Source organism: Paenibacillus sp. FSL P4-0176 (genome assembly GCF_037975265.1).
Classification (GTDB): domain Bacteria; phylum Bacillota; class Bacilli; order Paenibacillales; family Paenibacillaceae; genus Paenibacillus; species Paenibacillus amylolyticus.
Genome location: NZ_CP150242.1, coordinates 5334754 through 5359551 on the forward strand (window position 1 = coordinate 5334754; position 24798 = coordinate 5359551).

Annotated in this window: 15 protein-coding genes; 8 read left to right on the top strand and 7 right to left on the bottom strand. The window is 47.6% G+C overall.

Annotated elements, in window-relative coordinates; all coding sequences use genetic code 11:
• Positions 1-132: 132 nt before the first annotated feature.
• Together MKY95_RS24790 and MKY95_RS24795 are read right to left on the bottom strand one after the other, a co-directional pair.
• A complete protein-coding gene (locus MKY95_RS24790) occupies positions 133-1836 on the bottom strand; it encodes an exosporium glycoprotein BclB-related protein (RefSeq protein WP_339194872.1) in 1704 nt (567 codons plus the stop codon).
• Positions 1837-1870: 34 nt separating this feature from the next.
• Positions 1871-2230 carry a hypothetical protein gene (locus MKY95_RS24795; RefSeq protein ID WP_036617491.1) on the bottom strand — a complete coding sequence of 120 codons (360 nt, stop codon included), beginning with the start codon at positions 2228-2230 and terminating at the stop codon, positions 1871-1873.
• A gap of 903 nt (positions 2231-3133) precedes the next feature.
• Here MKY95_RS24795 and MKY95_RS24800 point away from each other — a divergent pair.
• The 5 genes from MKY95_RS24800 to MKY95_RS24820 all read left to right on the top strand — a co-directional run bounded on the left by MKY95_RS24800 (position 3134) and on the right by MKY95_RS24820 (position 13640).
• A complete protein-coding gene (locus MKY95_RS24800) occupies positions 3134-5068 on the top strand; it encodes a carbohydrate-binding protein (RefSeq protein ID WP_339194876.1) in 1935 nt (644 codons plus the stop codon).
• 33 nt (positions 5069-5101) lie between these two features.
• Positions 5102-7165, top strand: a complete 2064-nt coding sequence (locus MKY95_RS24805) for a family 43 glycosylhydrolase (RefSeq protein ID WP_339194879.1) — start codon at positions 5102-5104, stop codon at positions 7163-7165.
• A 122-nt stretch (positions 7166-7287) separates the two neighbouring features.
• Entirely contained in the window at positions 7288-7521 is a 234-nt protein-coding gene (locus MKY95_RS24810) for a helix-turn-helix domain-containing protein (RefSeq protein ID WP_339200037.1), read from the top strand.
• Between the two features lie 254 nt (positions 7522-7775).
• Positions 7776-12746 (top strand): discoidin domain-containing protein, encoded by a 4971-nt coding sequence (locus MKY95_RS24815; RefSeq protein WP_339194883.1) that lies wholly within the window; start codon positions 7776-7778, stop codon positions 12744-12746.
• A gap of 174 nt (positions 12747-12920) precedes the next feature.
• Positions 12921-13640, top strand: coding sequence for an SDR family NAD(P)-dependent oxidoreductase (locus MKY95_RS24820; protein WP_036617480.1), 720 nt, complete (start codon positions 12921-12923; stop codon positions 13638-13640).
• 79 nt (positions 13641-13719) lie between these two features.
• Here MKY95_RS24820 and MKY95_RS24825 read toward each other — a convergent pair whose 3' ends face one another.
• Positions 13720-14748, bottom strand: a complete 1029-nt coding sequence (locus MKY95_RS24825; protein WP_339194885.1) for a hypothetical protein — start codon at positions 14746-14748, stop codon at positions 13720-13722.
• A 257-nt stretch (positions 14749-15005) separates the two neighbouring features.
• On the opposite strand from MKY95_RS24825, the gene MKY95_RS24830 reads away from it, so the two are divergent.
• Both MKY95_RS24830 and MKY95_RS24835 read left to right on the top strand, forming a co-directional pair.
• On the top strand, positions 15006-17081 hold the full coding sequence (locus tag MKY95_RS24830; RefSeq protein ID WP_339194887.1) for a methyl-accepting chemotaxis protein: 2076 nt from the start codon (positions 15006-15008) through the stop codon (positions 17079-17081).
• A gap of 94 nt (positions 17082-17175) precedes the next feature.
• The gene (locus MKY95_RS24835; protein WP_339194890.1) at positions 17176-18348 is read left to right on the top strand and encodes an aminotransferase class I/II-fold pyridoxal phosphate-dependent enzyme; all 1173 of its coding nucleotides are present in this window, start codon (positions 17176-17178) and stop codon (positions 18346-18348) included.
• A 288-nt stretch (positions 18349-18636) separates the two neighbouring features.
• Here MKY95_RS24835 and MKY95_RS24840 read toward each other — a convergent pair whose 3' ends face one another.
• The 3 genes from MKY95_RS24840 to MKY95_RS24850 form a co-directional block, all read right to left on the bottom strand.
• Complete coding sequence (locus MKY95_RS24840) at positions 18637-20685, bottom strand: iron ABC transporter permease (protein WP_253502300.1); 2049 nt, start codon at positions 20683-20685, stop codon at positions 18637-18639.
• Complete coding sequence (locus MKY95_RS24845; RefSeq protein ID WP_047843871.1) at positions 20682-21683, bottom strand: iron-siderophore ABC transporter substrate-binding protein; 1002 nt, start codon at positions 21681-21683, stop codon at positions 20682-20684. Before MKY95_RS24845 ends, MKY95_RS24840 begins: the two co-directional genes overlap by 4 nt.
• A 175-nt stretch (positions 21684-21858) precedes the next feature.
• Complete coding sequence (locus MKY95_RS24850) at positions 21859-22401, bottom strand: CueP family metal-binding protein (RefSeq protein ID WP_339194894.1); 543 nt, start codon at positions 22399-22401, stop codon at positions 21859-21861.
• A 164-nt stretch (positions 22402-22565) separates the two neighbouring features.
• Here MKY95_RS24850 and MKY95_RS24855 point away from each other — a divergent pair, with 164 nt between their 5' ends.
• Positions 22566-23198: a TetR/AcrR family transcriptional regulator gene (locus MKY95_RS24855; RefSeq protein WP_047843873.1), complete on the top strand. Its 633-nt coding sequence runs from the start codon at positions 22566-22568 to the stop codon at positions 23196-23198.
• 106 nt (positions 23199-23304) lie between these two features.
• Here the strand turns inward: MKY95_RS24855 and MKY95_RS24860 are convergent, their stop codons facing one another.
• Positions 23305-24075 carry a glucose 1-dehydrogenase gene (locus tag MKY95_RS24860; protein WP_047843874.1) on the bottom strand — a complete coding sequence of 257 codons (771 nt, stop codon included), beginning with the start codon at positions 24073-24075 and terminating at the stop codon, positions 23305-23307.
• Positions 24076-24798 lie beyond the last annotated feature (723 nt).

Below are 24798 nucleotides of genomic sequence, written 5' to 3' on the forward strand. Positions count from 1 at the left end.
TTTATGTTTTTGTATAGTCCTTATCTTTCATTTGAAGAGAGTTTGAAAACAAAAGCACACACATAAACAGGGACCTCTCACCATGTTGGCAAGAGTCCCTGTCTTTAAACTTGTTATATAGCCCATTTTCCGTTAAGTGATGGTAAGGCCCCCACTTGCATATCCGGCTACCGTTGTAGCCACATCAATTCCGGCTGTTACTGATGCTGAGAACACCATAAGCAGGCGGTCACCGGCAGATACCGGAATACTCAGTCCTGTAGTCACCCCGCTGGATATTGTACCCAGTGCCAAAATGCCGGTCAGTGGAGGAGCTAAAGTTACCAATGCACCCGGTACAGCTGTAAAGGAGTTATTAGGTGTAGTGGATCGGAATAATTGTGCAGTTAAGGTTACTGTAGATCCAACCAAACTAAGTCCGGCTGTTGTGCTGAAATAAGCGGCCAGTGAAGTAATCGTTCCTGCACGCGATGCTGAGAAAGCAAAGTTAAGCAATGTGCCTGCAGCGCCTGTGAGATCAATAATTCCTCCGTTAACACTTACTCCGGTAGAACTGTTGCCAAAACCAACTAAACTGGAAGTATTCAAAAGTCCACCCAAAACTGTAGTCAACACAACGGGAAGTCCTGATGCATAAGGAATAATTGTTCCAGAACCACTCGCACCCGTAGCCCCGGTTGTACCTGTTGCTCCGGTTACACCTGTTGTACCTGTTACACCCGTTGTACCTGGCGTGCCTGTCGCACCTGTTACACCCGTTGTACCTGCTGTGCCTGTTGCTCCCGTTACTCCAGTTGTACCTGCTACGCCTGTTGCTCCCGTTACTCCCGTTGTACCTGCTGCGCCTGTTTCTCCTGTTGCTCCTGTTGTACCTGCCGTGCCTGTCGCTCCTGTTACACCTGTTGTACCTGGCGTGCCTGTCGCTCCCGTTACTCCGGTTGTACCTGCTGTGCCTGTCGCTCCCGTTACTCCGGTTGTACCTGCTGTGCCTGTCGCTCCCGTTACTCCGGTTGTACCTGCTGTGCCTGTCGCTCCCGTTACTCCGGTTGTACCTGCTGCGCCTGTCGCACCTGTTACACCCGTTGTACCTGGCGTGCCTGTCGCTCCCGTTACTCCAGTTGTACCTGCTGTGCCTGTCGTTCCTGTTACTCCGGTTGTACCTGATGCGCCTGTCGCTCCGGTTACACCCGTTGTACCTGCTGTGCCTGTCGCTCCTGTTACTCCGGTTGTACCTGCTGTGCCTGTCGCTCCTGTTACTCCGGTTGTACCTGCTGTGCCTGTCGCTCCTGTTACTCCGGTTGTACCTGCCGTGCCTGTTGCTCCGGTTACTCCCGTTGTACCTGCTGTGCCTGTTGCTCCAGTTGCTCCTGTTGTTCCCGCTGTGCCTTGTGCTCCTGTTGCACCTGTCACTCCAGCTGTCCCTGGTGTGCCTGTCGCCCCCGTAGCCCCGGTTGCGCCTGTAGCTCCGTTGATGCTTGGGGTTTCACCCAGCAATTCGGAAGAAACCAAACGATGGGCTGTTACCAATGCGCCTGTGCTGCTCTTACCCCATACGGACACTTGAACAGGATCATTAACCGTCGCTGTTGTTGTAAAAGTAAACTCGAAGGCATCTAAATTGGCAAAATAGTTGTTGGTTACTATTTGATTAGGTGCGATGTCAAAAGACTCACTGACATACAGAACCCTCATTCCACCACTCATGTAATACCCTTGTATTTGTATGGTTGAGGTACTCACATCACTACGGTTATCAATTTTGACTGTAACTGTCTGAGTCGGCCTTACACCGCTAACAGCATTATTTTCTATTGGCCCTGTTGATAAAAAGCTCATCGCTACATCTCCTCTTTTGGGGATTTCTGATCTCCTAGATGTCATTAACTGTTTTTTCGTGCTCCACCACCCGGTGTGCATCTACCAATTGCCCAGAGGCTTGTTTGCCCCACACTGAAATCCCTACTTCCTCCACACCTTCCACGTCTGTTCCAAAAACAAACTCAAAAGCAGCTAAATCTGCAAAATAAGTTCTGGTCACTGCTTCATTAGGAGCAATACTGATTACTTCACTCACATACAGCGTTCTTGTTGTGCTTAGCACATACCCCTGAATGGATACTGTTACAGAATCCACCTCAGCCCGACTTACCAATCTAATTGTTACCTGTTGTGTCGGTCTAACCCCGGAAACCGGATTGTTTTCAATCGGCCCAGTTGACAAAATAGCCATTTTTCCCATCCCACCTTTATGAACCTCTGACTCTAGCAGTATTTGGCATAAGCTCACTCGATAGTAATATTCAAACACTCAATCAACGGTGTGGACAAAACACAGGGGGCAACCCACCATTATCACTTAATAACCTTTTACGCACAGGGCTTTGGCTATACAAAAACTGGGATATGTACAACAAAGAGAAGAAATTATGCAATGTCAAAGTTGGTCAGCAAGTAAGAGTAGATTTTGTTATATAACCAGGATCGATTCCAGAAAAAAACGAAAATAACCGTTCCTCTGGTAGATTCCAGGGAAACGGTCACAACTTAAGACGTCTTTTTCTCGTATCTAATTGTTGGCCGGGTAAAGCTATGCTTGAAAGTGTAGTTTTATAGAATATGAGATCGTATTTTACCATCAAGCCCAATGTTAAACACATAGAATAATCATTTTCTTCATCCTCTACTAAAAAATAGAAAAAGATTGTATTATCTTAAAATTGTGATATGATATCGTCAAGTTAATAAACATTTAAATGAAAATATGAAAGATAATTACATTTAAATGTGGCCAAACCTCTTTCTTCGCCAAATTTCAGTGTTCTAGCCCATTTTATTGAAAGCGATTACAAAAAGAAACCTGACAGATTATAGCTTTTCTAATCGCACCCACAGATGCAGGCTTACTTCGGGTTATAGCCACTCCCCTTGCTGCCGTGACCACGTACCCGGTGCACAGGTTGTCTGGCTTAAACCATACATGACAACATGAAGACTTATCCTAACAGCCAACCTAACCATTATTTCAAAAAGGGGGTGACATGAGGAAAATCTTTTCGTTTTTTCGGCATTTCATCATCTCAGCTATCCTGAATTTCAGCTCACCAACTAATCCAATCTCATGGAGGCGAAACGTATGATTCGTAAACCGCTAGTTTTGTTGTTGTCGTGTCTGTTAATCTTTGTCACCCTGCCCGTTGAATCGAGCCATGCAGCCAATGCAGCCGTTGCCAAACTTCCTGGAAACTCTAATCCCCTCATCGATCATAAACTGGGAGCCGATCCTTATGTGCTCGTCCATAACAATCGGGTCTATGTCTACATGACAGGTGATGCATATCTGTACAACAGTGACGGCTCTGTCCGAGAGAACCAGTACAGCACGATTGGGAAAATTAACGTCATTTCCTCAGCTGACATGGTGAACTGGACAGACCATGGTTCCATCCCGGTAGCGGGTGCGAATAATGCCAATAATGGACAAGGAATTGCCAAATGGGCTACCCAGTCCTGGGCTCCTGCCATGGCGAAGAAAACCATTGCTGGCAAAGAAAAGTTTTTCCTGTACTTTGCCAACTCGGGTGGAGGTATTGGCGTACTCACGGCTGATTCCCCCATTGGACCGTGGTCCGATCCAATTGGTCGTGCCCTCCTGACTCACGGTACACCGGGTATGTCCGGCGTAACCTGGCTCTTTGATCCGGCTGTACTTGTCGATGATGATGGCTCTGCTTACTTGTATGCTGGAGGCGGCATCCCGAACGATACCAATGCTGCTTCCATTGCCAATCCCAAAACAGCTCGGGTCATTCGTCTCGGTGCCGACATGACCAGTGTGGTGGGCAGTGCTGTGACTATTGATTCTCCTTATATGTTCGAAGATTCTGGCATCCACAAGTATAACGGCAAATATTATTACTCCTACTGCATCAACTTCGCGGGAACACACCCCACTGCATATCCAAAAGGTGAGATCGGATACATGGTCAGCGACAGCCCGATGGGGCCTTTCACGTATAAAGGACACTTTCTGAAAAATCCCGGCACGTTCTTCGGTGTAGGCGGCAATAACCACCATGCCGTGTTCCAATTCAACAACGAATGGTATGTGGCGTACCATGCGCAAACGGTAAGCAAGGCATTCCTCGGTGATGGTAAAGGGTACCGTTCCACACATATCAACAAACTGACACATAATGCGGATGGAACAATCCAGGAAGTTCAGGGGAATATGACAGGTGTACCTCAGACCACTAACCTCAACCCGTATGTCCGCGTGGAAGCCGAAACCATTGGCTGGCAAGCAGGAATTAACACTGAACCGAGTCAAGCGAGCGGTGGACCTGTAGCCAATCAGAATGTCACTAATATTCATAACGGGGATTGGATCGCGGTCGGCAATGTTGATTTTGGCTCAGCTGGAGCCTCCAAGTTCAAGGCCAATGTCGCTTCTACCGGAAATGGCAACATCGAGGTTCGACTGGACAGTCCGACAGGCCCACTAGTTGGAACACTTAACGTAAGTTCAACTGGCGGTTCGCAAACTTGGCGCGAGATGGAGACCAATGTTACCAATGCTACAGGGGTACATCGTTTGTATCTGGTGTTTACAGGCTCGGGCAATGGAAATCTGTTCAAACTGGACTACTGGCAGTTCACATCCGGTTCGGGCGGCAACCCTAACCCAAATCCTAATCCCAATCCAAACGTTACCCGTTACGAAGCCGAGAATATGACGCTTGGCGGTCAATACGCTGGCGTAGTCAGTTCCCCTTTTAATGGAGTCGCTCTTTACGGGAACAATGATTATGCAGCATACAATCAATATTTTGGATTCCCAACCCACCAGTTCTCTGTCCGCGGCGCTTCCAACAACAATAATACAGCCCGTGTTGATCTGGTCATCGGGGGTGTAACCGCTGGTTCTTTCTACTTCACGGGAACGGAGCCGACCGTTCAAACCCTCACCGGCATCACTCACGGTACAGGCAATCAGGAAATCAAGCTGGTCGTAACAACGGATAATGGCACTTGGGATGCTTACATTGATTATCTGGAGTACTCGCTTTAATTCATAGGACATGATCAATTGGGAGGATAGAATATGTGGAAAAAAATCAGTGCTCTTCTACTCGCTCTTCCTTTGCTTATAACATCATTCCCTTTGACAAGTCCGGCAGCTTCGGCCGCAACGTTCAGCAATCCGGTTATTTACGCGGATGTTCCTGACAGTGACGTCATTCGGGTAGGCAATGCATTTTATATGACAAGCACAACGATGCATATGAATCCGGGAGTCCCGGTCATGAAGTCTTACGACCTGGTCAACTGGAGCATCGTAAACTATGTATACGATACGCTTGGAAACGGGGATATACAGAATCTGAACAATGGACAAAACGAGTATGGGCGTGGTTCCTGGGCGAGCAGTTTGCGGTACAACAACGGTATATATTATGTGGCCTTTGGATCGCTTTCCACGGGCAAGACGTATATTTACCAAACCAGCAATATTGAAACAGGACCATGGACACCTTACACATTGAACAGTTATTACCATGACCCCTCCCTTTTGTTTGACGGGAATCGAACCTTTCTTGTTCATGGCAGTGATAACATCAGTATCGTTGAGCTGACACCTGATGCCAAAGCCGTTAAATCCGGCGGGCTCAATCAGGTCCTGATTCCAAACGCAAGCAGTGTTGCCGGCTCCAACATGATTGTAAAGGCAGAAGGAGCACACATTCAGAAGATCAATGGTATGTACTATGTATTCCTGATTGCCTGGCCTTCGGGTGATGGTCGCATTCAGCTTGCCTATCGTGCAAACACATTGACAGGTCCATACACAGGTAAAGTTGTACTCAGAGACTCGGGAATCGCCCAAGGAGGCATCGTGGATACCGCATCCGGCGCTTGGTACGGCTTGCTGTTTCGTGATAGCGGAGCCATTGGACGCATCCCCTATCTCGTTCCTGTGACGTGGTCTGATAACTGGCCTGTGTTTGGGGTGAACGGCAAGGTTCCCCTTAACATGAATATGCCCGTTGAAGGTCAGCCTGCTGCCAAAATCTACGGGTCCGATGAGTTCAACGCAACCACATCAGGCACACCCTCAGTAACGCAACTGTTAGTGAACGGCGGCTTTGAGGAAAGCAACATTCAGCCGTGGACCAGCAACAATACGGCGAACATCACCGTAACAAATGCCGAAGCATTCAGCGGTACAAAAAGCCTGCTCGTCAGCGGCAGACAGCAGACAGCAGGCGGAGCCAAACAGATGGTTACAGGCAAGCTGGTACCGGGAGGAACATACTCTTTTTCGGCAAAGATCAAATACACTACTGGTCCTGCAACCAAAACGTTCAATCTTAGCATCCAGAACGGTGCAAGTTATACCGGAATTACCATTATGGGCAGTGCGACGTTAACCCGTGGACAGTGGGGTACCATTCAAGGCACGTATACCGTTCCGTCAAATGCAGACCTGTCCCAAAGCTTTATTTTTGTGGAAACACCGTATAACTCGAATCCGGACCCGACCAATGATTTGATGGCGTTTTATGTAGATGACGTCTCCCTGAAGAGCAATTCATCTTCTGGTACATCCAGTCTCGGTACTTTCTGGCAGTGGAATCATAACCCTGATGCTGCCAACTGGTCCCTGCTCCAGCGGCCCGGTTTCATGCGGTTAACCGCAGGCAAAATCAGCAAAAACCTGTTAGAAGCCCGCAACACGCTGACACAACGAACCTTTGGTCCAAAAAGCACAGGGATGACCGCTTTGGATACAGCAGGCATGAAGGATGGTGATTATGCTGGACTCGCTGCTTTTCAGGCCAAATATGGTTTTGTCGGCGTAAAAATGACGGGCAGCACCAGATCCATCGTTATGGCTAATGCCAGCTCCGGCACCATGACTGAAGTAGCAACTGTGCCATTAAACCAGAACAGAATCTATCTACGCGTCATCTGTGATTTTACGAACCAGACCGACAAAGCCTACTTTGCTTATAGCCTGAACGGCAGCAACTGGACAACCATTGGCAATACACTTCAAATGTCTTACACCCTGCCACACTTTATGGGATATCGGTTTGCACTATTCAATTATGCAACGAAGTCTACCGGAGGATATGCAGATTTTGATTATTTCCGCGTAGAATAAATGTAGTTTTATTCGGTTATTAATGTTTCGTTTATTGACCAGGACCTGGAACTCCACCATGTGTGAGCCAGGTCCTTTTCAGTACATTTCTTATGAAGAGTTTCAGCTTTTAACTTTTAAAAATCCCGGAACAAGTGTTAATTCAACAATTGCGCGAGCTGGAGCGGGACGGCCTTGTCACCAGACATGTCTACCAACAGATGCCTCCCAAAGTAGAATATGGACTTACAGAATATGGCGTTACCGCCAACACCATCGTGGATGTCATGTGTGCTTGGGGGAGGGACAATATTGCTCACAGGCAACAACGGGGCGAAGATATCGTATTGTTGGAGAACAACGATTACGAATCTTGATTTCACAGTTGCACATTCCCCATACATTATGTAGGACATATGTCTCTTTTTCCACGAAAACGATTAAAAAACCTTTATATTCCAGACAAAATGATCGATATACAAAATGGGGCACCTGAATATCCCGTGTTGAGCATTGGATTCACATCTCACAAAAGCAACATGGGAAACAAAATGATACATACGGTAGCGAGAAAGAGAAGAAGAGAAGCTCTGTCTGGTGAGATGGCAAGGGCTAACAAAGGAGTAGTCATATGAAGGTACGAACGAGTCAAAGAGGAAAAACACGCAACATCTACATGAACTTGCTGTTATCTGTTCTGTTGTTGATTAGCAGCATCCCGCTGTGGCCGGTCTCAAAAGTGAACGCCGCTGATGAGGAACATCATCTGTTATCCCTGAACCGGCCTGTGTACAGTTCCTCATCTCTGGGCGGCAATACGGCAGATCTTGTGGTTGACGGCAACAAAAACAGCCGCTGGGAAAGCATATGGCAGCAAGATCCGCAGTGGATCTATGTTGACTTAGGCACGGTGGCCTCCATCTCGGGCATCTCCATCCAGTGGGAAAATGCGTATGCTTCCGCCTTTGATCTGGAAGTATCCAACGACGAGGTCAACTGGCAGTCTGTTTACTCGACAACGAAGGGGCAAGGCGGCCTGACAGAAATTGAGGTCACAGCGGAGGCACGATATGTGCGCTTGTTCAGTCATCAAAGAGCACAGCCAGCCTATGGCGTCTCTGTATACGAATTCAATGTATATGGGACGGGCGGAGCAAATCCACCTCCCAAACCATTAGCAATGAACCTTGCACTAGGACAACCGGTTACAGCGTCTTCGGAAGAAATTGATGAGCCCAGCCGTTCAGCCGAGGATAAAGCCAAAATGGAAAAAGGGAATTACGAAGCACGGAATGTAACGGATGGCCGTCCGGATACACGCTGGTCTTCCATCTACAAAGATCAGGAATGGATTGTTGTAGACCTTGGACTAATCCGGGAAATCGGGAACGTATCCCTACAATGGGAAAACGCCTTTGGACGTGCATACGATATTCAAGTATCAAATGATGCAGACCAGTGGACTACATTATACCGGGAACTGCACAGCGACGGTGGACGGGATGAGATTCCGGTATACGCCGAAGCACGGTATGTGAAATTAGCCGGACTTGGCAGAGGAACAACCAACGGATACTCCCTGTACGCATTCGACGTCTACGAGTATATCGAAGGCGATGCCAAACCTGTGCATACAATTCCGAATATCCCTGAATCGTCCTCGGTAAAGGTGGGTTCCGGCAGTTACGCTGTAAATGACATCACCATGCTGCAGCCGAAAAACCCGAAAAATCGCACGGCTGACATCACAGCGCCCCTCCCTTCCAATGACTGGTGGCAGTCTATTCTTGTATCCGATCTGGGGGATGGCAACAGTCTGGTCACACTCCCGCTTAAAAGCAGATATACCAAACAAGGACTTCAACTTCTGAATCCCGGAGCTGGTTACGTTTCGGCTGATGGTGGTTCTATGGACGCTGACGGTGAACCGGATCTGATCATGAGCACCAGCAATATGAACCCGGCGGAGGTAAATACCAAGGTGGCGGGATATGGGGATTATTCTGCAACGATCATCATGAGCGATGATGACACAGCCAAAATGAATACCACGTTTGTGAAAGGTTCCCCTTTCCTGTACAACACCTTCGATAACCCGGATACCATTATTGTTCGTTCTCCCAACATCACACGTCTCTTCGATGATCAGAACCGTGAAATTGTTCTGAATGATGGAGAATCTCTGACGGCCGATCATATCGGTGTTGAAGTAACCAATCAGGACAGAGCGCCCACGCCTCAGACCTTTACAAGAAACTACGGGATCTTTGCACCTGAAGGAACCGTATTTATGAAACTTGGCAATACGCTCAAAATCAAGCTGGGCCAGAGCGAAAACTATCTGTCACTGGCTACCCTGCCGTCCGCGGCAGAACTGTCTTATTATTACCAGCATGCCTACGCCTTTGTAACCGATACAACAGTGGACTACAATTATAATGAGAGCACTTCACTGGTAACGACTACCTTCAACTCGGTAACCCGGACGAAGCGGGCAGGCTTTTCCTCCGAGACACTGATGGCCTTGTTGCCGCACCAATGGAAACTAGCGACTACTCCGGTAACGGAGCTTGCTTACCCTTCCATTCGCGGCATGATGAAAGTAAGTGAAGGCAATACGTTTACGACACAGGATCGATTCTATGGCATTATTCCGCAATTTGTGGAGCCAGATGATCCAACCTACTCGCGTGCACAATTAATCAGCTATCTGGATCAGCTTGACGCGGATACCGCAGGCAATCTGATGAGCGAGGATCCTTACTGGCAAGGGAAAAAGCTTCATCCGCTTGCGCTGGGTGTGCTCATCAGCGACCAGATAGGAGATACGGTACGACGAGACAACTATCTGTCCCTGCTTCGAACCATTTTGACAGATTGGTATACCTATTCGCCGGACGAACCTTTGCACTCGTATTATTTTTATTATTCGGATGAATGGGGAACCATCTTCCCTTACGGTAGCGGATTCGGTGTTAATACCGGATTGACAGATCATCATTTCACCTACGGTTATTACGTTTTTGCATCGGCTGTACTGGCCACATATGACAAAACATTCTTGCAAGATTACGGCGACATGGTTGAGCTTCTGATTCGGGACTATGCCAATCCTTCACGGACAGATGATCAGTTTCCATGGCTTCGCAATTTTGATCCGTACGCTGGTCACTCCTGGGCAGGTGGTTACGCCGATAATCGCAGCGGGAATAACCAGGAGGCCGCAGGAGAAGCGCTCTTTAGTTGGGTCGGCCAATATATGTGGGGTGAGGTGACAGGCAACAAAGCCTATCGCGACACCGGGATCTGGGGCTTCATGACCGAAGAGAAAGCTGCCGAGCAATACTGGTTTAACTATGACGGGGATAACTGGCTGGAGGATTACCAACACGCTACGATAGGTCATGTGTACGGCAGCGCCTACCTGTATGGAACGTACTTCTCTAATGAGGCGGAGCATATTTACGGTATTCACTGGCTGCCGCCAGCGGAATGGATGACCTATTATGGACGTGATCCGCAGAATACTAAGGCTCTCTACAATGGTCTCATTAAGGACCTGGGTGGTCAGCAGGAGCGCACATGGCAGCATATTATCTGGCCATTCCAGTCCATTGGAGACCCGCAAGGTGCTCTAGCCAAATGGAATACGAGCGAGATGCAGCAAAATGAAGTCTTTAACGCGTACTGGTTCATGCACAGCATGGCTTCTACGGGAACACGCACGATGGATATATGGGCAGATGATCCGGCAGCAACCGTGTATGAAAAAGACGGCGTCTATACAGCTCAAATCTGGAATCCGTCCGACACTGTCAAAACCGTTCATTTCTACAATGCCCATGGCGCTTTGGGTTCGGCTACCGTGTATGCCAAAGCGCAAGTAAAGGTTAACCCGCTGGAACATTCCGTCGTTAAACAGCCGGATGCCTCTCAGGGTGTAGTCTATCTCGATCGGAGCCAATGGACTATTACGGCATCCTCCAGTTCGGAGCCGGTAGAGCGCATGGTGGACGGTGATCTGACTACACGCTGGTCATCCGGACAGATTCAGAAGCCCGGCGATTGGCTGCATATCGATCTGGGTAGCGAACAGACTATGGATACGGTATTCATGAACTCCGGCAACAACGGCGGTGATTATGCTCACGGGTACGAAATCTACGTATCCAAAGATAACGAGAACTGGAGCGAGCCTATCGCAGAGGGAGCAGGAACATCTCCAAGTCTGTCCGTTGATTTGGGCATGCAAACCGCCCGTTATGTCAAAATTGTATTGACTTCCTCTGCAGACAGCTGGTGGTCGATCTCTGAACTAAAGCTTGCCCGATTTGGCAAGCTTGAAGCAACACCAGAGCTCCCACAGCCCGTACCGCCTCCAGATCGCTCTTCATGGATCGTAACCGCCTCCTCTACTCAAGGAGCAGATGTTACAGCCAATATGCTGGACGGAAGTTCAGATACACTATGGACAAACGGTAGGAAGCAAACCAAAGGACAATGGATTACCATTGACCTCGGCCAGAAGAGCTTTTTTGATGCCATAGAATTGGACCCGGGCCATGCGAAAGAAGACTATCCGAGACAGTATCGGATTTATGTCTCGGATGACGGTGAACACTGGGGCACATCCATTGCGGGCGGCGAAGGCACGCCTGGACGCATGTCCATCACTTTCCCTGAACAGCAAGCACGTTATGTGAAAATGGTGCAGATCGGGGATTCCGATCAATGGTGGACGATCTCCGAGTTGTTTGTTCATCATAATGGAACGGGCAAACAAAAGAGGCTGCTGCCAGATGGCTGGTCCGCGACAGCTTCCTCCGGAGACGATGCAGCGGCTATACTCGACGGCTCGGACCAAACACGCTGGACCTCCGGTCAGACTCAAACAGGCGGCGAATGGATTCAGCTTGATATGGGAGCCTCGCAGCCAGTGAATCGGATTGTACTGGACAGCGCGCACAGCCGGGAAGACTTTGCTCGCGGTTATGAAATATATACTTCTCTGGATGGAGAGCATTGGGGAAAATCCTTGACTTCAGGTGAAGGATCAGATGCGCTACTTTCTATCGCTTTTACACCGCATGAGGCACGTTATATTAAGGTCGTACAGACAGGTACCGATTCTCATTGGTGGTCCGTGGCTGAATTAGAGGTCTATACCGCTGATCAGACACCTTGGATATCCGGGGAACAGGATCATCTGCTACCTGTTGAACTGGATCGAACATCATGGACAGCGACTGCCTCCACCTCTGAAGATGTTGCGGCGATGCTCGATGACGATCTGAATTCACGCTGGACCTCTTCATCTGGTCAACATGCCAATCAATGGGTTCAGATTGATCTGGGAAGCAAGCAGAGCTTCAGCCGCTTGACAATGGACTCAGGCAGCAGCAGCAACGATTATGCTCGCAGCTTCCAGTTCTTCACTTCTGATGATGGCGAACGTTGGGAAGGGGTTACGGAAGCACTGGGAACAGGACCTGTCATCTCACATACGTTCTCCAAACAAACGGCGCGATACATCAAAATTGCCTTGACCGCGGACACTCCCGAGTGGTGGTGGTCCATCGCCGAGTTAAAACTTTACCATTAATGTCATCATGATCTCTCCAACCATCTCTCTCCCGTCCTTGCGGGGCAGAGGTGGTTTTTCTTGATAAGGATGAAGCATACCTCATGTAAACTTCATGTTCCATATATCACCTTTATAGTAAGATATAGATTAATGTAAATATTATTAATTTCTAATCGATAAGGAGGGCTTTAATTGAAAAATATAATTGTCTTTGGTGCAAGCAAGGGATTGGGCGATGCATTTGTCAGAGGTGTGCCACAATCCGGTGATAAGGTCTGGGTGGTCTCCCGCAGCAAGCCGGAAAGTCTGTCCGTGGAGGATGGCGTCGAGCGAATATGGATTCAGGCTGATCTTTCCGAGCTTCAGGCCGCAGAGCAAGTTGCCAGCCAGCTTCAAGGCGAGACGTTGGATGTGCTTATTTATAACGTGGGGATCTGGGAAAAGGAAGGATTTGAAGAGCACTACACGTTTGATAAGGATGAACCCGCAGATATCAGTCAGCTGATCCATGTGAATGTGACTTCTACAATTGTATGTATACAGGCTTTACTGCCTCAGCTCCGCCAGTCTGAAGCAGGCAAGATCATCCTGATTGGTTCAACAGCCGGTTTGAGCAATGCAGGCAGCAGCCAGGTTTCTTTTGTCGCCTCCAAATTTGCCATACGGGGTATTACGGAGGCTCTAAGAGAACATACGAGGAATGACCGCATCGCGGTGACATGCATCAACCCGGGAGAACTGGCGGCAGAAATTCCGTATGAAGACGGGATGGAACGTGCACTGGCCGAGTATGATGGGACCCGCATTCCCCTGCAGGATATGGTCTCCATCGTTCGATGTATCATCAGCTTGTCCAAAGCGGCCTGCGTAAAAGAGATCAACATGCCTGCATTAACGGATACGAACACCTAGATAGCAATGACATCTACACGCCTCAATCGGTCCGTTCACCGGAGTGCGCTCTGTATACACATGCTGGACAGAAGCCCGTTTACATTAATACATGCGATAAGTGCGCAATACCTATAGAATTCAGATGTTCATGCTCAGGGATATTTTCATATAACAAATGGGATTTTCCGGCCTTGTCCAGGTGATCACGCATAGCTGCAATTCGTCCTTTGTTAACATCAATAAAACGAAAATCGATTTGGCGCAAATGCTCCAAACCGGTTAGTCCAGCAAAAGAATCCGCCTTGAGCGCCGTATTCATCTCTTTCAGTTCAATGGACTCCAAAGCACGGGCTGTCCATAGATGTGTGGTATCCCGCAACGATTTCATATAGTCCAGTTCGAGCTGTCTGAGAGAGGTCAGATGGGAAAAGTCGCATAACTGCTCCAGCTTGGGCAAGGACAGATGCAGATATTCCAGCCCACGCATCTGTTCGAGTCCCTGAATACTCGTCAGTTTGCGAACAGAGCTGAGCTTCAACATCGAGATGGTCGACTGTGTCAATACATCCAGTCCCCCTTTTAACTCACAGTGATCCAGGGACAGATACTGAAGCATAGGCAGTTCCGCCAACACATCAGCACTTTCGACCGTGCAGTTCAGAATGAGCGTATGAAGTTGGAGGCATGCCGCAATGGAAGCAAATCCGTTGAATTTGCCACGCAGTTCAAGAAAGGTCAATCGTTTGTAGTGTTTAATAAAATCGAGCACGGTCGCCTTTGCAGGTGAAATCAATCTTAGAAACTGCAGTTGCTCCATCGCACCCAGTATCGTCAAATCCTGAGCCTGCGAAAGATCAAGCTGCAAGGCAGACACATGTTTCAACTGTGCCAGTCGCCCCAAAAATCCGGATGAATATACCCCTTTAGGGTCCATATGTGATATGTGTAGAATCAGATCCGGCCGGGCAAAGAATACTTTGGCATCGAGCTCGGCAAGGTCCTCGTATGTATCCGCGTCAACGCGAAAATGAACCGTTGCTCTGCGACGCAACAGATGCACCGCCTGGTGCATCTTTTCGGCATTCCATGGAACCCCCTGTATTGAAGCATGCCATAACTCACTCACAGATAATCCCCCTTTTCCATCCATAGTTCCAATTCATTCCATTATAAACAAGATCGCCTGGATGAACCACTACCGATCCCGTTTTTTCATTCCTTTCCTCTTTTTTCATCCCTCCCCTTTCGCCCTTCTCATACTCATGCCTTTCCTTTCCGTCGCTTTCAGGATTATTCGACAGAAATCTACATAAAACTATAGATTAAGCCGACATATAACTTAGGCGTTTTGAGCTTTTTATTAATCATCTGGGGAGATGGAATATGTCGAACATGTTGAACAAGTGGGGGAAAACGGGAGCACGGACATCCAGTATGGCAAATACGTTGTCCATTGTGCTGCTGATCATTATCGTAGTTGTCTTTGCCGTGCTGGGAACATTTATGTTTGCAAGCACACGAAACATTCTGGTGAAACAGCAGGAATCCATGCTCCAGACCAAGACACAAGCCATTGTTAGTGAATTTGATGCACTATTCAAGGAAAAAGGTGCACTGGTCAAGCAAATGTCCACCAACACATTATTTCAGCAATACATAGAAACAACAGCATCTGCTGCGGATGCGAAAAGTTCAACCTACGCTGCGGAAACACAGGCGACACTCGCCGCTATCGTTAAGGCAGAGCCTTCGTTTGCCGATGCCTGGGTCGCGGGCCTGGATGGAAAAGGCTTTTGGATTCAAAATGATGGTGTCGTATCTGCACCGGACTTTGATATCCAATCACGTCCATACTACAAGCCGGTTACCGACGCAGACGGACTTTATTTCTCCGATCCGTACATTGATATTGCAGCAGGCGATGTACTCATGGGTATCTTTTATCCGATCAAAGACGAAAACAACACCACGATCGGCTTTGCGGCAGCGGATATTGCATTCAAGGATATCCCGGCGATTATGGAGAGTTATTCCCTTGGAAGCACGGGCTATTCCATGTTGCTGTCCAAGAGCGGGGAAATTCTGTACCATCCAGATCAAGAGAAGGTATTGAAGGAAAACATCCTGAACAGTACGGGGGACATGGGAGACATCGGCAAGAAAATGCTTGCGGGTGAAAACGGCGTACAACTTATGAACGACAATGGGGAACGTCGATATATCGGCTACGCTACCAGCAAAGATACGGGATGGTCCGTTGGTCTGACTATATCCGAAGAAGAAGTTCTTGCGGAATTAAAAACATTCACGTGGATTACACTTGGCGGTTTTGCTGCAGCCACCCTTCTGCTTGTGATTATCTGTTACATTACCCTTCGCCGTCTGTTACGCTCCATACCACAGCTGCTGGCCAAGATTAAACAGATTGAACAAGGTGACCTGACTGTCAAACTGGATATCAAATCTAATAATGAAATTGGACAGATCGCCACAGGCTTGAATTCCATGGTGCAGAAAATTCAGGGCATGCTGCAAATGGTCGGCAGCTCGGCGCAAATCCTGAACCAGTCGTCGAATGATCTGCAGGCCATCTCCTCACGAACGGCTGTGACCATGAATGACACATCAACAGCCATCAACGAGATTGCCAATGCAACGAATTATCAGTCCATCGAAACGGAAAATATCTTACGCAAAACAGGCTCGTTATCCAGCCAAATTGATGAAATTGCTACCGATGCGCAGGCTATGGGAACGGTCGTGCAGACATCTGCTGATCAAAGCAGCCAAGGACTTGCGGTCGTGGAACAATTATCGAAATGGTCCGAGGAAAACCATCAGTCCACCCAAGCAATGTCCTCTATTATCCAGGAGATTGACCTGAGTCGGAATGAAATATCCAGTTTTGTGGATACAGTCAAACAGATTGCCTCTCAAACGAACCTGCTCGCCCTGAATGCCTCCATTGAGGCTGCACGTGCTGGCGAACATGGAAGAGGATTTGCCGTCGTTGCCGAAGAGGTCCGCAAACTTGCAGAACAGACGGCTCAGGCAACAGAGGAAATCAACAAAAAGGTGAATGTTATTGAAGAGAAAACAACCCTGTCGGTTGAGCATACCATGCGCGGTATGAAGATTGCGGAGGAGAATGCCAAATCCGTAGAAGATACCAAACATGTATTCTTCAGTATTAACAAAGACCTGAAAGATCTACAGCAACGTATGATGCAGATTACCACTAATACCGCCAATGTACACAAACACAAAGATGAGATATTCCAGGCACTGGAGATTATCTCCTCCACCACAGAGGAGAACTCGGCATCGACGGAAGAAGTAAGCGCCAGCACGCAGGATCAGCTGGATAGTATCGAACAGGTAGCGGATCTGTCGAAACAGTTGAACCAGCTATCTGGCAAACTGCAAGACGAACTAAGCCAGTTTAAAGTAAAGTCATGATCCACAAGCTTTCCCCTGCTCTTCTCTTTTAGTCTCTGTCCATTTATTATTAATGAATATGCGTACGAAGAGGATTGGAGGCTGAATCATCATCATGAACTTTGCCAAACGAATGGATCATTTCAACGAAGGAATTTTCACCCGGTTGCTGGAGATCAAACGCCGCAGACTGGAGAACGGGCAGCCCGTTATTGATCTCAGTGTGGGTACGCCGAATATCCCACCTGCGCAGCATATTATAACTGCACTATGCGAGGCCGCAGCTGATCCGGCTAATTATATATATGCTGTGAATGATCAGAGTGAGTTGCTGCAAGCTACAAGCGATTGGTACAAGCAGCGCTATCAGGTCGAGTTAGACCCGGCAACACAGATCTGTTCCTTGCTCGGTTCACAGGAAGGGCTGGCACATATATCCCTCTCCATTGTCGATGAAGGTGATCTGGTGCTCGTCCCTGACCCCTGCTATCCCGTCTTCGCGGATGGACCGTTACTGGCCGGTGCAGAACTGTATTATATGCCGCAAAAAGAAGAAAACGGGTATGTTATTCAGCTTCAGGATATTCCGGAAGATATCGCTCATCGAGCGAAATTCATGCTGGTCTCCTATCCTAACAATCCAACAACTGCGATGGCACCGGATCAGTTCTATCTTGACCTGATTGCCTTTGCCAAGAAGTATGATATTATCGTGCTTCACGATAACGCGTACAGCGAGCTCGTATTTGACGGAAAGTCATGTGGAAGCTTCCTCGCATTCCCTGGCGCCATGGACGTCGGTGTGGAATTCAATTCCCTGTCAAAAACGTACGGACTGGCCGGAGCGCGAATCGGCTTCTGTGTGGGCAATACAACCATGGTCTCCATGCTGAAAAAGCTAAAATCCAATATGGATTACGGGATGTTCCTACCGATCCAAAAAGCAGCAATTGCCGCTATTACCGGTGATCAATCGGAGGTTGAACGGGTCAGAGCTATTTATGAACAGCGAAGAGACATCCTCTGTGATGGATTCAGCAATCTCGGTTGGCCCATCGCCAAACCTGAAGCAACGATGTTCGTCTGGAGCCGGATTCCGGCGCACTACGACAGCTCGGAGCAATTTGCCATGGATCTAGTTACACATGCAGGAGTCATCGCAACCCCAGGCAGTGCCTTTGGTCCTTCAGGCGAAGGTTACGTTCGATTCGCGCTTGTTCAGGATAATGAAATATTGCAACAAGCGGTACAATCAGTTGATGACAGCGGGATTATGAAATCCAGCTAACGGGAGTACGATTCGAATATGCTCAAGCAAAAAGTCCCCTCAAGGTCCACAGGGAGTAAGAGTTTCACGTTTGATAACGTGGTCTCTACTTCTTGTAGATGTGAGGGGATTTTGTCATTTGGTGCGGGAGTAGACATTCATTGGGTGAGGTTATCTGTGGGTACCACACGTCAGGTCCAATGATCCAATCTATGCAACCGGGTTAAACAGGAACATAAGATCATGGCTGGAGGGCATACCGTGACAGCAAAAAGCCTGCTCGGGGAGCAGGCTTCAGGTTTGAACTTTTTATACAGACTTGCGCCAGTTGGAACGATACATCAGATACAGGAAGTACGGTGTTCCGATGATCGCAATGAGTATGCCTGATGGAATCTCTGTCGGTGCCATGACGGTTCTGCCGATTGTATCGGCGAGCACCAGCATGACTGCACCCGCTAATGCGGATAGGAACATGGATCGTCTTAACTTATTCCCCGTCAGTAACCGAACCATATGTGGTGCAATCAGACCGATAAAACCAACGGTTCCTACACAAGCAACCGCACCTGCTGCAAGTAATACACCAACTGTCATGGCTAATAATCGTGTACGACGTACTCCGAGACCAAGCCCGGATGCACTATTGTCGTCAAATACCAGCAGTTCGAATCTGCGTGCCAGCCACCAAGCCACCGGTACCAGAATAACTAAAAATAATCCGATAACCCTCACCTGTTCCCAGGTACGAGCATAGGTACTTCCTGTCAGCCAGATATATCCGCTGCTACCGTATACCGCACCACGGACAATCAGAATCTGAATACCTGCTCCAGCAATGGCAGACATTGCAATCCCCAGCAACACAACCGCCGAAGGGTTCAGTCCTTTCTTCCAGGCGAGGGAGAACACCACCACTGCAGCAATGGCTGCACCGATGATTGCCGCAATTGGCAGCAAGTATATCGGAAGACCCGGCCATAAGATGATGACCATCATCGCTCCAAGCCCTGCACCTGAGGACACACCAACAATTGAAGCATCTGCCAGCGGGTTACGTACCGCCATCTGAATGAGTACACCACTGATTGCCAGTGCAGCTCCTGCACCTGCGGCAACAAGTGTACGCGGAATCCGAAGCTGAATCAGCGCGGAGAACAGTCCATCCGATTGGAACAGACTTGGTAACCAATCGGCCAGCGGAATTCGCATACCGCCAAACATCGTACTGAGCAAGATAAGCACGACCGTTATGACTGAAAATAATACAGCCATCGGGCCAAATGCAAAGCGACGCGCAGCTCCTCCTGTGCTCATTGAAGTTGACATGCCTGATCCGTTTGCAGCCTTCATGCGTGTAAGAACAAGCCAGATGAGCCACGGTGCACCAATGATTGCCATAACAGCACCCGTTGGCAGTTCCATGCTGGAGTTATGCACCATCTTGGCGAGGACATCTGCTCCAACCAGGAGCGCTGCGCCCCATATGAACACACCGGGTAAAAGTAATCGATTAGAACGTACACCACTCAATCGAACCAGATGTGGTGCGACCAGTCCCACGAAGCCAATCGGCCCAATTACACTTACAATCACAGCGGCCAGCAATACAGCAAGAATTAACCCTACTGCACGAGCCAATGTAACCTTTTGTCCCAAGGAAGAGGCTGTTGATTCATCCAACTCCAGCATATCCCACTGTCTGGACAGAATTAACGCGAGAAGGGTAATACCAACCACCCAAGGTAAAGCATAAAACACACCACTCCAGTCATTCTGGACAAGTGTTCCGGAGCCCCAAAGGAACAACCCTTGTGTCTCCATGGAGAAAAAAATATGTAATGCACTTGTAAATGAACCAAGCACCATCGATACAATCATACCGGACAACGCAAGTCGAACCGGGCTTGATGTTCGTCCGCCGCCCATGAAATAAGCCGCAAATGCTGCTAGCAAACCACCTAGTGCTGCGAAAAGAAAAGGCGACTGACTTAATAGACCTGGAAAAGCGATAGCTCCCAGCACCACCACAAAGTACGCTCCTGCATTAATGCCCAGCGTATCTGAAGCAGCCAATGGATTACGAGTAATCGTTTGCAGCAAAGCGCCCGCAACAGCCAGTGCGCCACCCGCAAGAATACCGATTACTGTCCGCGGCATGCGCAAGTCCCAGACCATATTGTGCTCTAATGAATCCTGTCTGCCTGTAAGAGCGTCCCAAACGACATGCAAAGGAATGGAAGCTTCTCCATAACACAGACTTACAAAAAAAAGCACGATGAGAGCGGTTATACCGCCCCCATATATGCTTATTGTGCGCCAATTCATAGCTGGCTTAGATCCTTGAACCGAACTCATTTGGTAATCGCCTCGACTACCCCATCAACCAATACTTTGGAGGAGATCGGTCCACCAAATGTCCATGTTGTACTATCGAGTTGATATGTGCGTTTTTCCTTCACAAAGTTCAGTCCGTTCCATACCGAGTTATCTTTCATGGCTGTGCCAAAGACGTCATCGTCTGGTTGTGTAATATAAATGAAGTTACTGTCCTTTACATCGGTTAAGGATTCAATACCTACTGTAGAGAAGCCATAGTTCTCAACTTTATCCGGCTTCCATTCGTTAACCAGTCCGATTTTGTCCAAAGTACCAATCACAACCGAGTTATCGGTAAACATACGCAGGCTGACTGCATTTTGATATGTGAACGCTTGTGTCAGTGCAAAGTTGAAGTTTTCTTTCCCCGCAGCAGCCAGTTTTTCTTTGGCTTCTACATAGTGCTGATCGAGATTACTCAGAACTTCTTTTGCTTTGTCTTCTTTACCGAGAGCTGTTGCAATGTTATTAAATATCTCTGTCATCTTGTCATAATCATAGCCGTCACCATCATACGGATCATATTCAATAGTTGGGGCAATCGCGTTAAGCTGATCGTAGACCGCTGTGTTATTATCTGCATTAGCAATGATGAGATCTGGCTTCAATGCAGCAATAGCTTCCAGATTTGGTTCACTGCGTGTTCCGATATCCGTTACACTGTCATCCAGTGCTGCTTCGGATGTTACCCACACTTTATAGTTAGCGTTATCTGCGTTACCTACTGGTTGAACACCCAGGGCAACAACATCTTCCGTATATGTCCATTCAAGCGTAACAACACGTTCTGCTGGCTTGTCCAGCTTAAGCTCTCCACGTTTATGCTTCACGGTAACAGGACCTGCTGTCTCTTCAGCCGGAGCACTACCCGAGTCACTACCTTGACTTGTATCTGTTGTAGTCGTGCTTTTACCACAACCCGCCAAAACCAGCACAAAGGCCAGCATAATCAACAGTCCATTCAACCCTTTTTTCATATCTCTTTTCTCCCCTGTTAATATGTATTTATATGATAACAATTATCATTATCACTATTGGATTATGCCGTAGGAATGGATTTTTGTCAATGGAAAGTACCTTATTCCCATTCTTTTATCAAATAAAAAAGGTAAGGATAGCTCAAAAGCCATCCTTCCCTTCTATTGATTGCTGTTAACTCAACTGCATCGTAGTGATGCATGTATTATCATTTTCATATGTAGACAATTGCGTTTCTGCAACCTTTCCATCTCCAACAATACGAATCAGATAGGTTCTGTCTCTAGGCACCCAAAAATCCATAAATCCGTTCGCACCAGACTTAATCACTGCATCTTTCATAAAAGTGTTGCCTTGAGAATCGTGAATGGTAACACTGAATTCCTTATTAATCATTTCCCCCTGACAACCGGTCAAGCTATGAATTGCACAGGGATGGGTCTGGTCCACATAGGGTGCAATGGAAAGGAAAAATTCGTTCTCAGGCAAATCATATGTAATGGTTTTTTCATCTTGATCGGTGACGATTAACTGTTTAGCATTGATGGAGGCAGATTCCGGTGTCTCTTTGCCTGTGCTGATATCTTCCACCAATTTTCGGATGTTGGGTGCATTGGCTGTACCCGCCTCTTCCTTGCCCGTATTGCTTGCAAACAGATAGGTTCCGATTACAATCACAACTGCAACACTTGCAATGATCCACATTTGTTTTTTCATCTGGAGTCCATCTCCTCGTCCGTTTTGGTTTATTATAAGGGAGGACACAGTGATACGGACAGTTTACGACACCAAAGTCACCATATATTCACATTTTTGTATTGTAGCAAGATTAATCTGCTGCCTGTGCACTGTATCATTGATAAGTAAGGGAGGTTGTGTATATGTTTAAGTCTCCATCTGTATCTGACACCGATCGAAGAGTACACAAATCCAAACTGGCTCTGAAGACAGCCCTTCTGGAATGGATGTCCCGTAAGCCATTAGCCAGTATAACCATCACCGATATTGTCAAATCCGCCGATTTGAACCGCAGCACATTTTACAAGCATTATGTATACAAAGAAGACCTGTTTGATGAATTGTTAAATGACGTGATTGACGATCTAAAATTAGCCTATCGAGCACCCTATCAGCATTTCCGAGATTTCGATATTAAGGACCTTAACGCCTCAGCAATTCAAATTTTTGACCATGTGCTGGCTCATGCTTCCTTCTATACATTGCTGGTTCATTCTAATGTGCTACTGGATTTCAGGGATACGCTCTATATAACACTTAAGAACTTGTATCTGGAGGATGTGACCGATCTGTCGCCTGATCCACGGTTGGATAAGGAACTTCTCGCCTGTTATCAGGCCAATGCCGTTCTTGGGTTAGTTACGGGTTGGGTACAAAGCAACTTCAAATACAGCGCCTCCTATATGGCTGAACAACTGTTGGAATTCACACGCATGAACCGATCCCAAGAGATTTATCGGTCTAATCTCCATTCTGCAACGAGTCCAGCAGGATAAAGTTACGCCATAACTCTGTAGTGGGATCTACTCTTAAAAAGAGGTACTGTCTCTCCTGAAGCTTGAGAGACAGTACCTCTTTAGTATGTCGAAACATTTATTTTAATTAGTTGCTGATCCAGCCACCATCTACAGGCAATTCAACACCTGTTATGAATTTGGATTCATCAGATGCCAAAAACAGGTAGGCGTAAGCAATATCCATAGACTCACCAGCATGTGGAGGCAGTGGAGCAAGATTTTTGTAATTCTCCCCCATCTCCACCTGGGATTTGATGCCTGCTTTCTCCACCATACCCGTAAACACAGCACCCGGATGTACGGAGTTCACACGAATATTGTCTTTGGCAAACCACTGTGCCCCGTGTTTGGTCAATGAACGTACAGATCCCTTGGAAGCACTATAAGCCGCGCCCTGGGCATCCGCTATTCCACCAATGATTGCTGCAATGGAAGAGGTATTAACGATCGAACCTTGTCCATTCTTCTGCATATAAGGAATGACTGCCTTCATGCCGAGCCATACACCTGTACCATTAATGGACATAACCTTGTCCCAGTCCTCTAGCTCAGCTTCCAAAATGCCTTTGGCCATATGAATTCCAGCATTATTGACCAGAATATCTATTTTGCCGTATTTCGATACGGTTTCTTCCACAACAGCGTTCCAGGACTCTGGGCTGGACACATCCAGCTTCAACGCAATGGCTTCACCGCCACCAGCTACGATCTGTTTAACCTGTTCCTCCAAAGCTTCGACTGCCACATCGGTAGCCACTACCTTGGCTCCTTCTTTTGCAAATAATTGAATACCTGCCAATCCCATTCCACTTGCGGCACCGGTTATAATTGCAACTTTTCCAGTTAATCTGCCCATTCATATCATCCTTTCCTATTACGATGAGTGCCTCATTACGACACCCAACCTGTTAACACCTTTAGTATACGGATGAAATGAAAGCTCTTTCAATCAGCAAATAGACAGGCTTTTGTGGGATAACCGATAATGTGTGCTTCCTTTTGTCTGTTATGTCAAAGTTAATCCACAAATCTAAACCAATCTGTTGTTTTCACTCTCATACTGTATTCCATCTCAACGTGCCATAATTCGGTCTGCCATTTCCTCGGCTTGAAGTACCGCAGACAATGGGTCGGAGAGGAAATATCTTTTCCAGTCAAGGCCAATAACACGGCAGTGATCTATCTCGATGGACCCTGCCATGGTTTGCCTGAAGCTTGATCAAGTCCGTGTCTTGGACCATTATCGTGGATTCAGGGTCGTTCTCTCGGCTCGCCGCCGGTTAGATCAAAACATGGAGCGAGCGCTAACGACTCTGAGGCGTCTTATTCAACGATTTGAAGCGCCTACAGAAATCGAAAGAACTTGAGACACTCTATATCCGATTAAAAAGCCGTTTTCAGTGTTTTTATAAGGGGATTTTGGTAGAAAACGTGTCTGATGTTCCTTACAATTTTAAAAAAGGACATGAAGGCCAAATAAGATGTCCTGAGCTCCTTAGAAAATCATCTATCCATTTCGCCAAGATCGGCAGTCTGGTGATTCAAGACTCTTTATCCATCTCGGCGTATCCTTATTGAT

Coding starts and splice junctions, on each gene's coding strand:
- MKY95_RS24790 (WP_339194872.1), bottom strand. CDS start 1,836: ATGAGCTTTTTATCAACAGGGCCAATAGAAAATAATGCTGTTAGCGGT.
- MKY95_RS24795 (WP_036617491.1), bottom strand. CDS start 2,230: ATGGCTATTTTGTCAACTGGGCCGATTGAAAACAATCCGGTTTCCGGG.
- MKY95_RS24800 (WP_339194876.1), top strand. CDS start 3,134: ATGATTCGTAAACCGCTAGTTTTGTTGTTGTCGTGTCTGTTAATCTTT.
- MKY95_RS24805 (WP_339194879.1), top strand. CDS start 5,102: ATGTGGAAAAAAATCAGTGCTCTTCTACTCGCTCTTCCTTTGCTTATA.
- MKY95_RS24815 (WP_339194883.1), top strand. CDS start 7,776: ATGAAGGTACGAACGAGTCAAAGAGGAAAAACACGCAACATCTACATG.
- MKY95_RS24830 (WP_339194887.1), top strand. CDS start 15,006: ATGTCGAACATGTTGAACAAGTGGGGGAAAACGGGAGCACGGACATCC.
- MKY95_RS24835 (WP_339194890.1), top strand. CDS start 17,176: ATGAACTTTGCCAAACGAATGGATCATTTCAACGAAGGAATTTTCACC.
- MKY95_RS24840 (WP_253502300.1), bottom strand. CDS start 20,685: ATGAGTTCGGTTCAAGGATCTAAGCCAGCTATGAATTGGCGCACAATA.
- MKY95_RS24845 (WP_047843871.1), bottom strand. CDS start 21,683: ATGAAAAAAGGGTTGAATGGACTGTTGATTATGCTGGCCTTTGTGCTG.
- MKY95_RS24850 (WP_339194894.1), bottom strand. CDS start 22,401: ATGAAAAAACAAATGTGGATCATTGCAAGTGTTGCAGTTGTGATTGTA.
- MKY95_RS24855 (WP_047843873.1), top strand. CDS start 22,566: ATGTTTAAGTCTCCATCTGTATCTGACACCGATCGAAGAGTACACAAA.
- MKY95_RS24860 (WP_047843874.1), bottom strand. CDS start 24,075: ATGGGCAGATTAACTGGAAAAGTTGCAATTATAACCGGTGCCGCAAGT.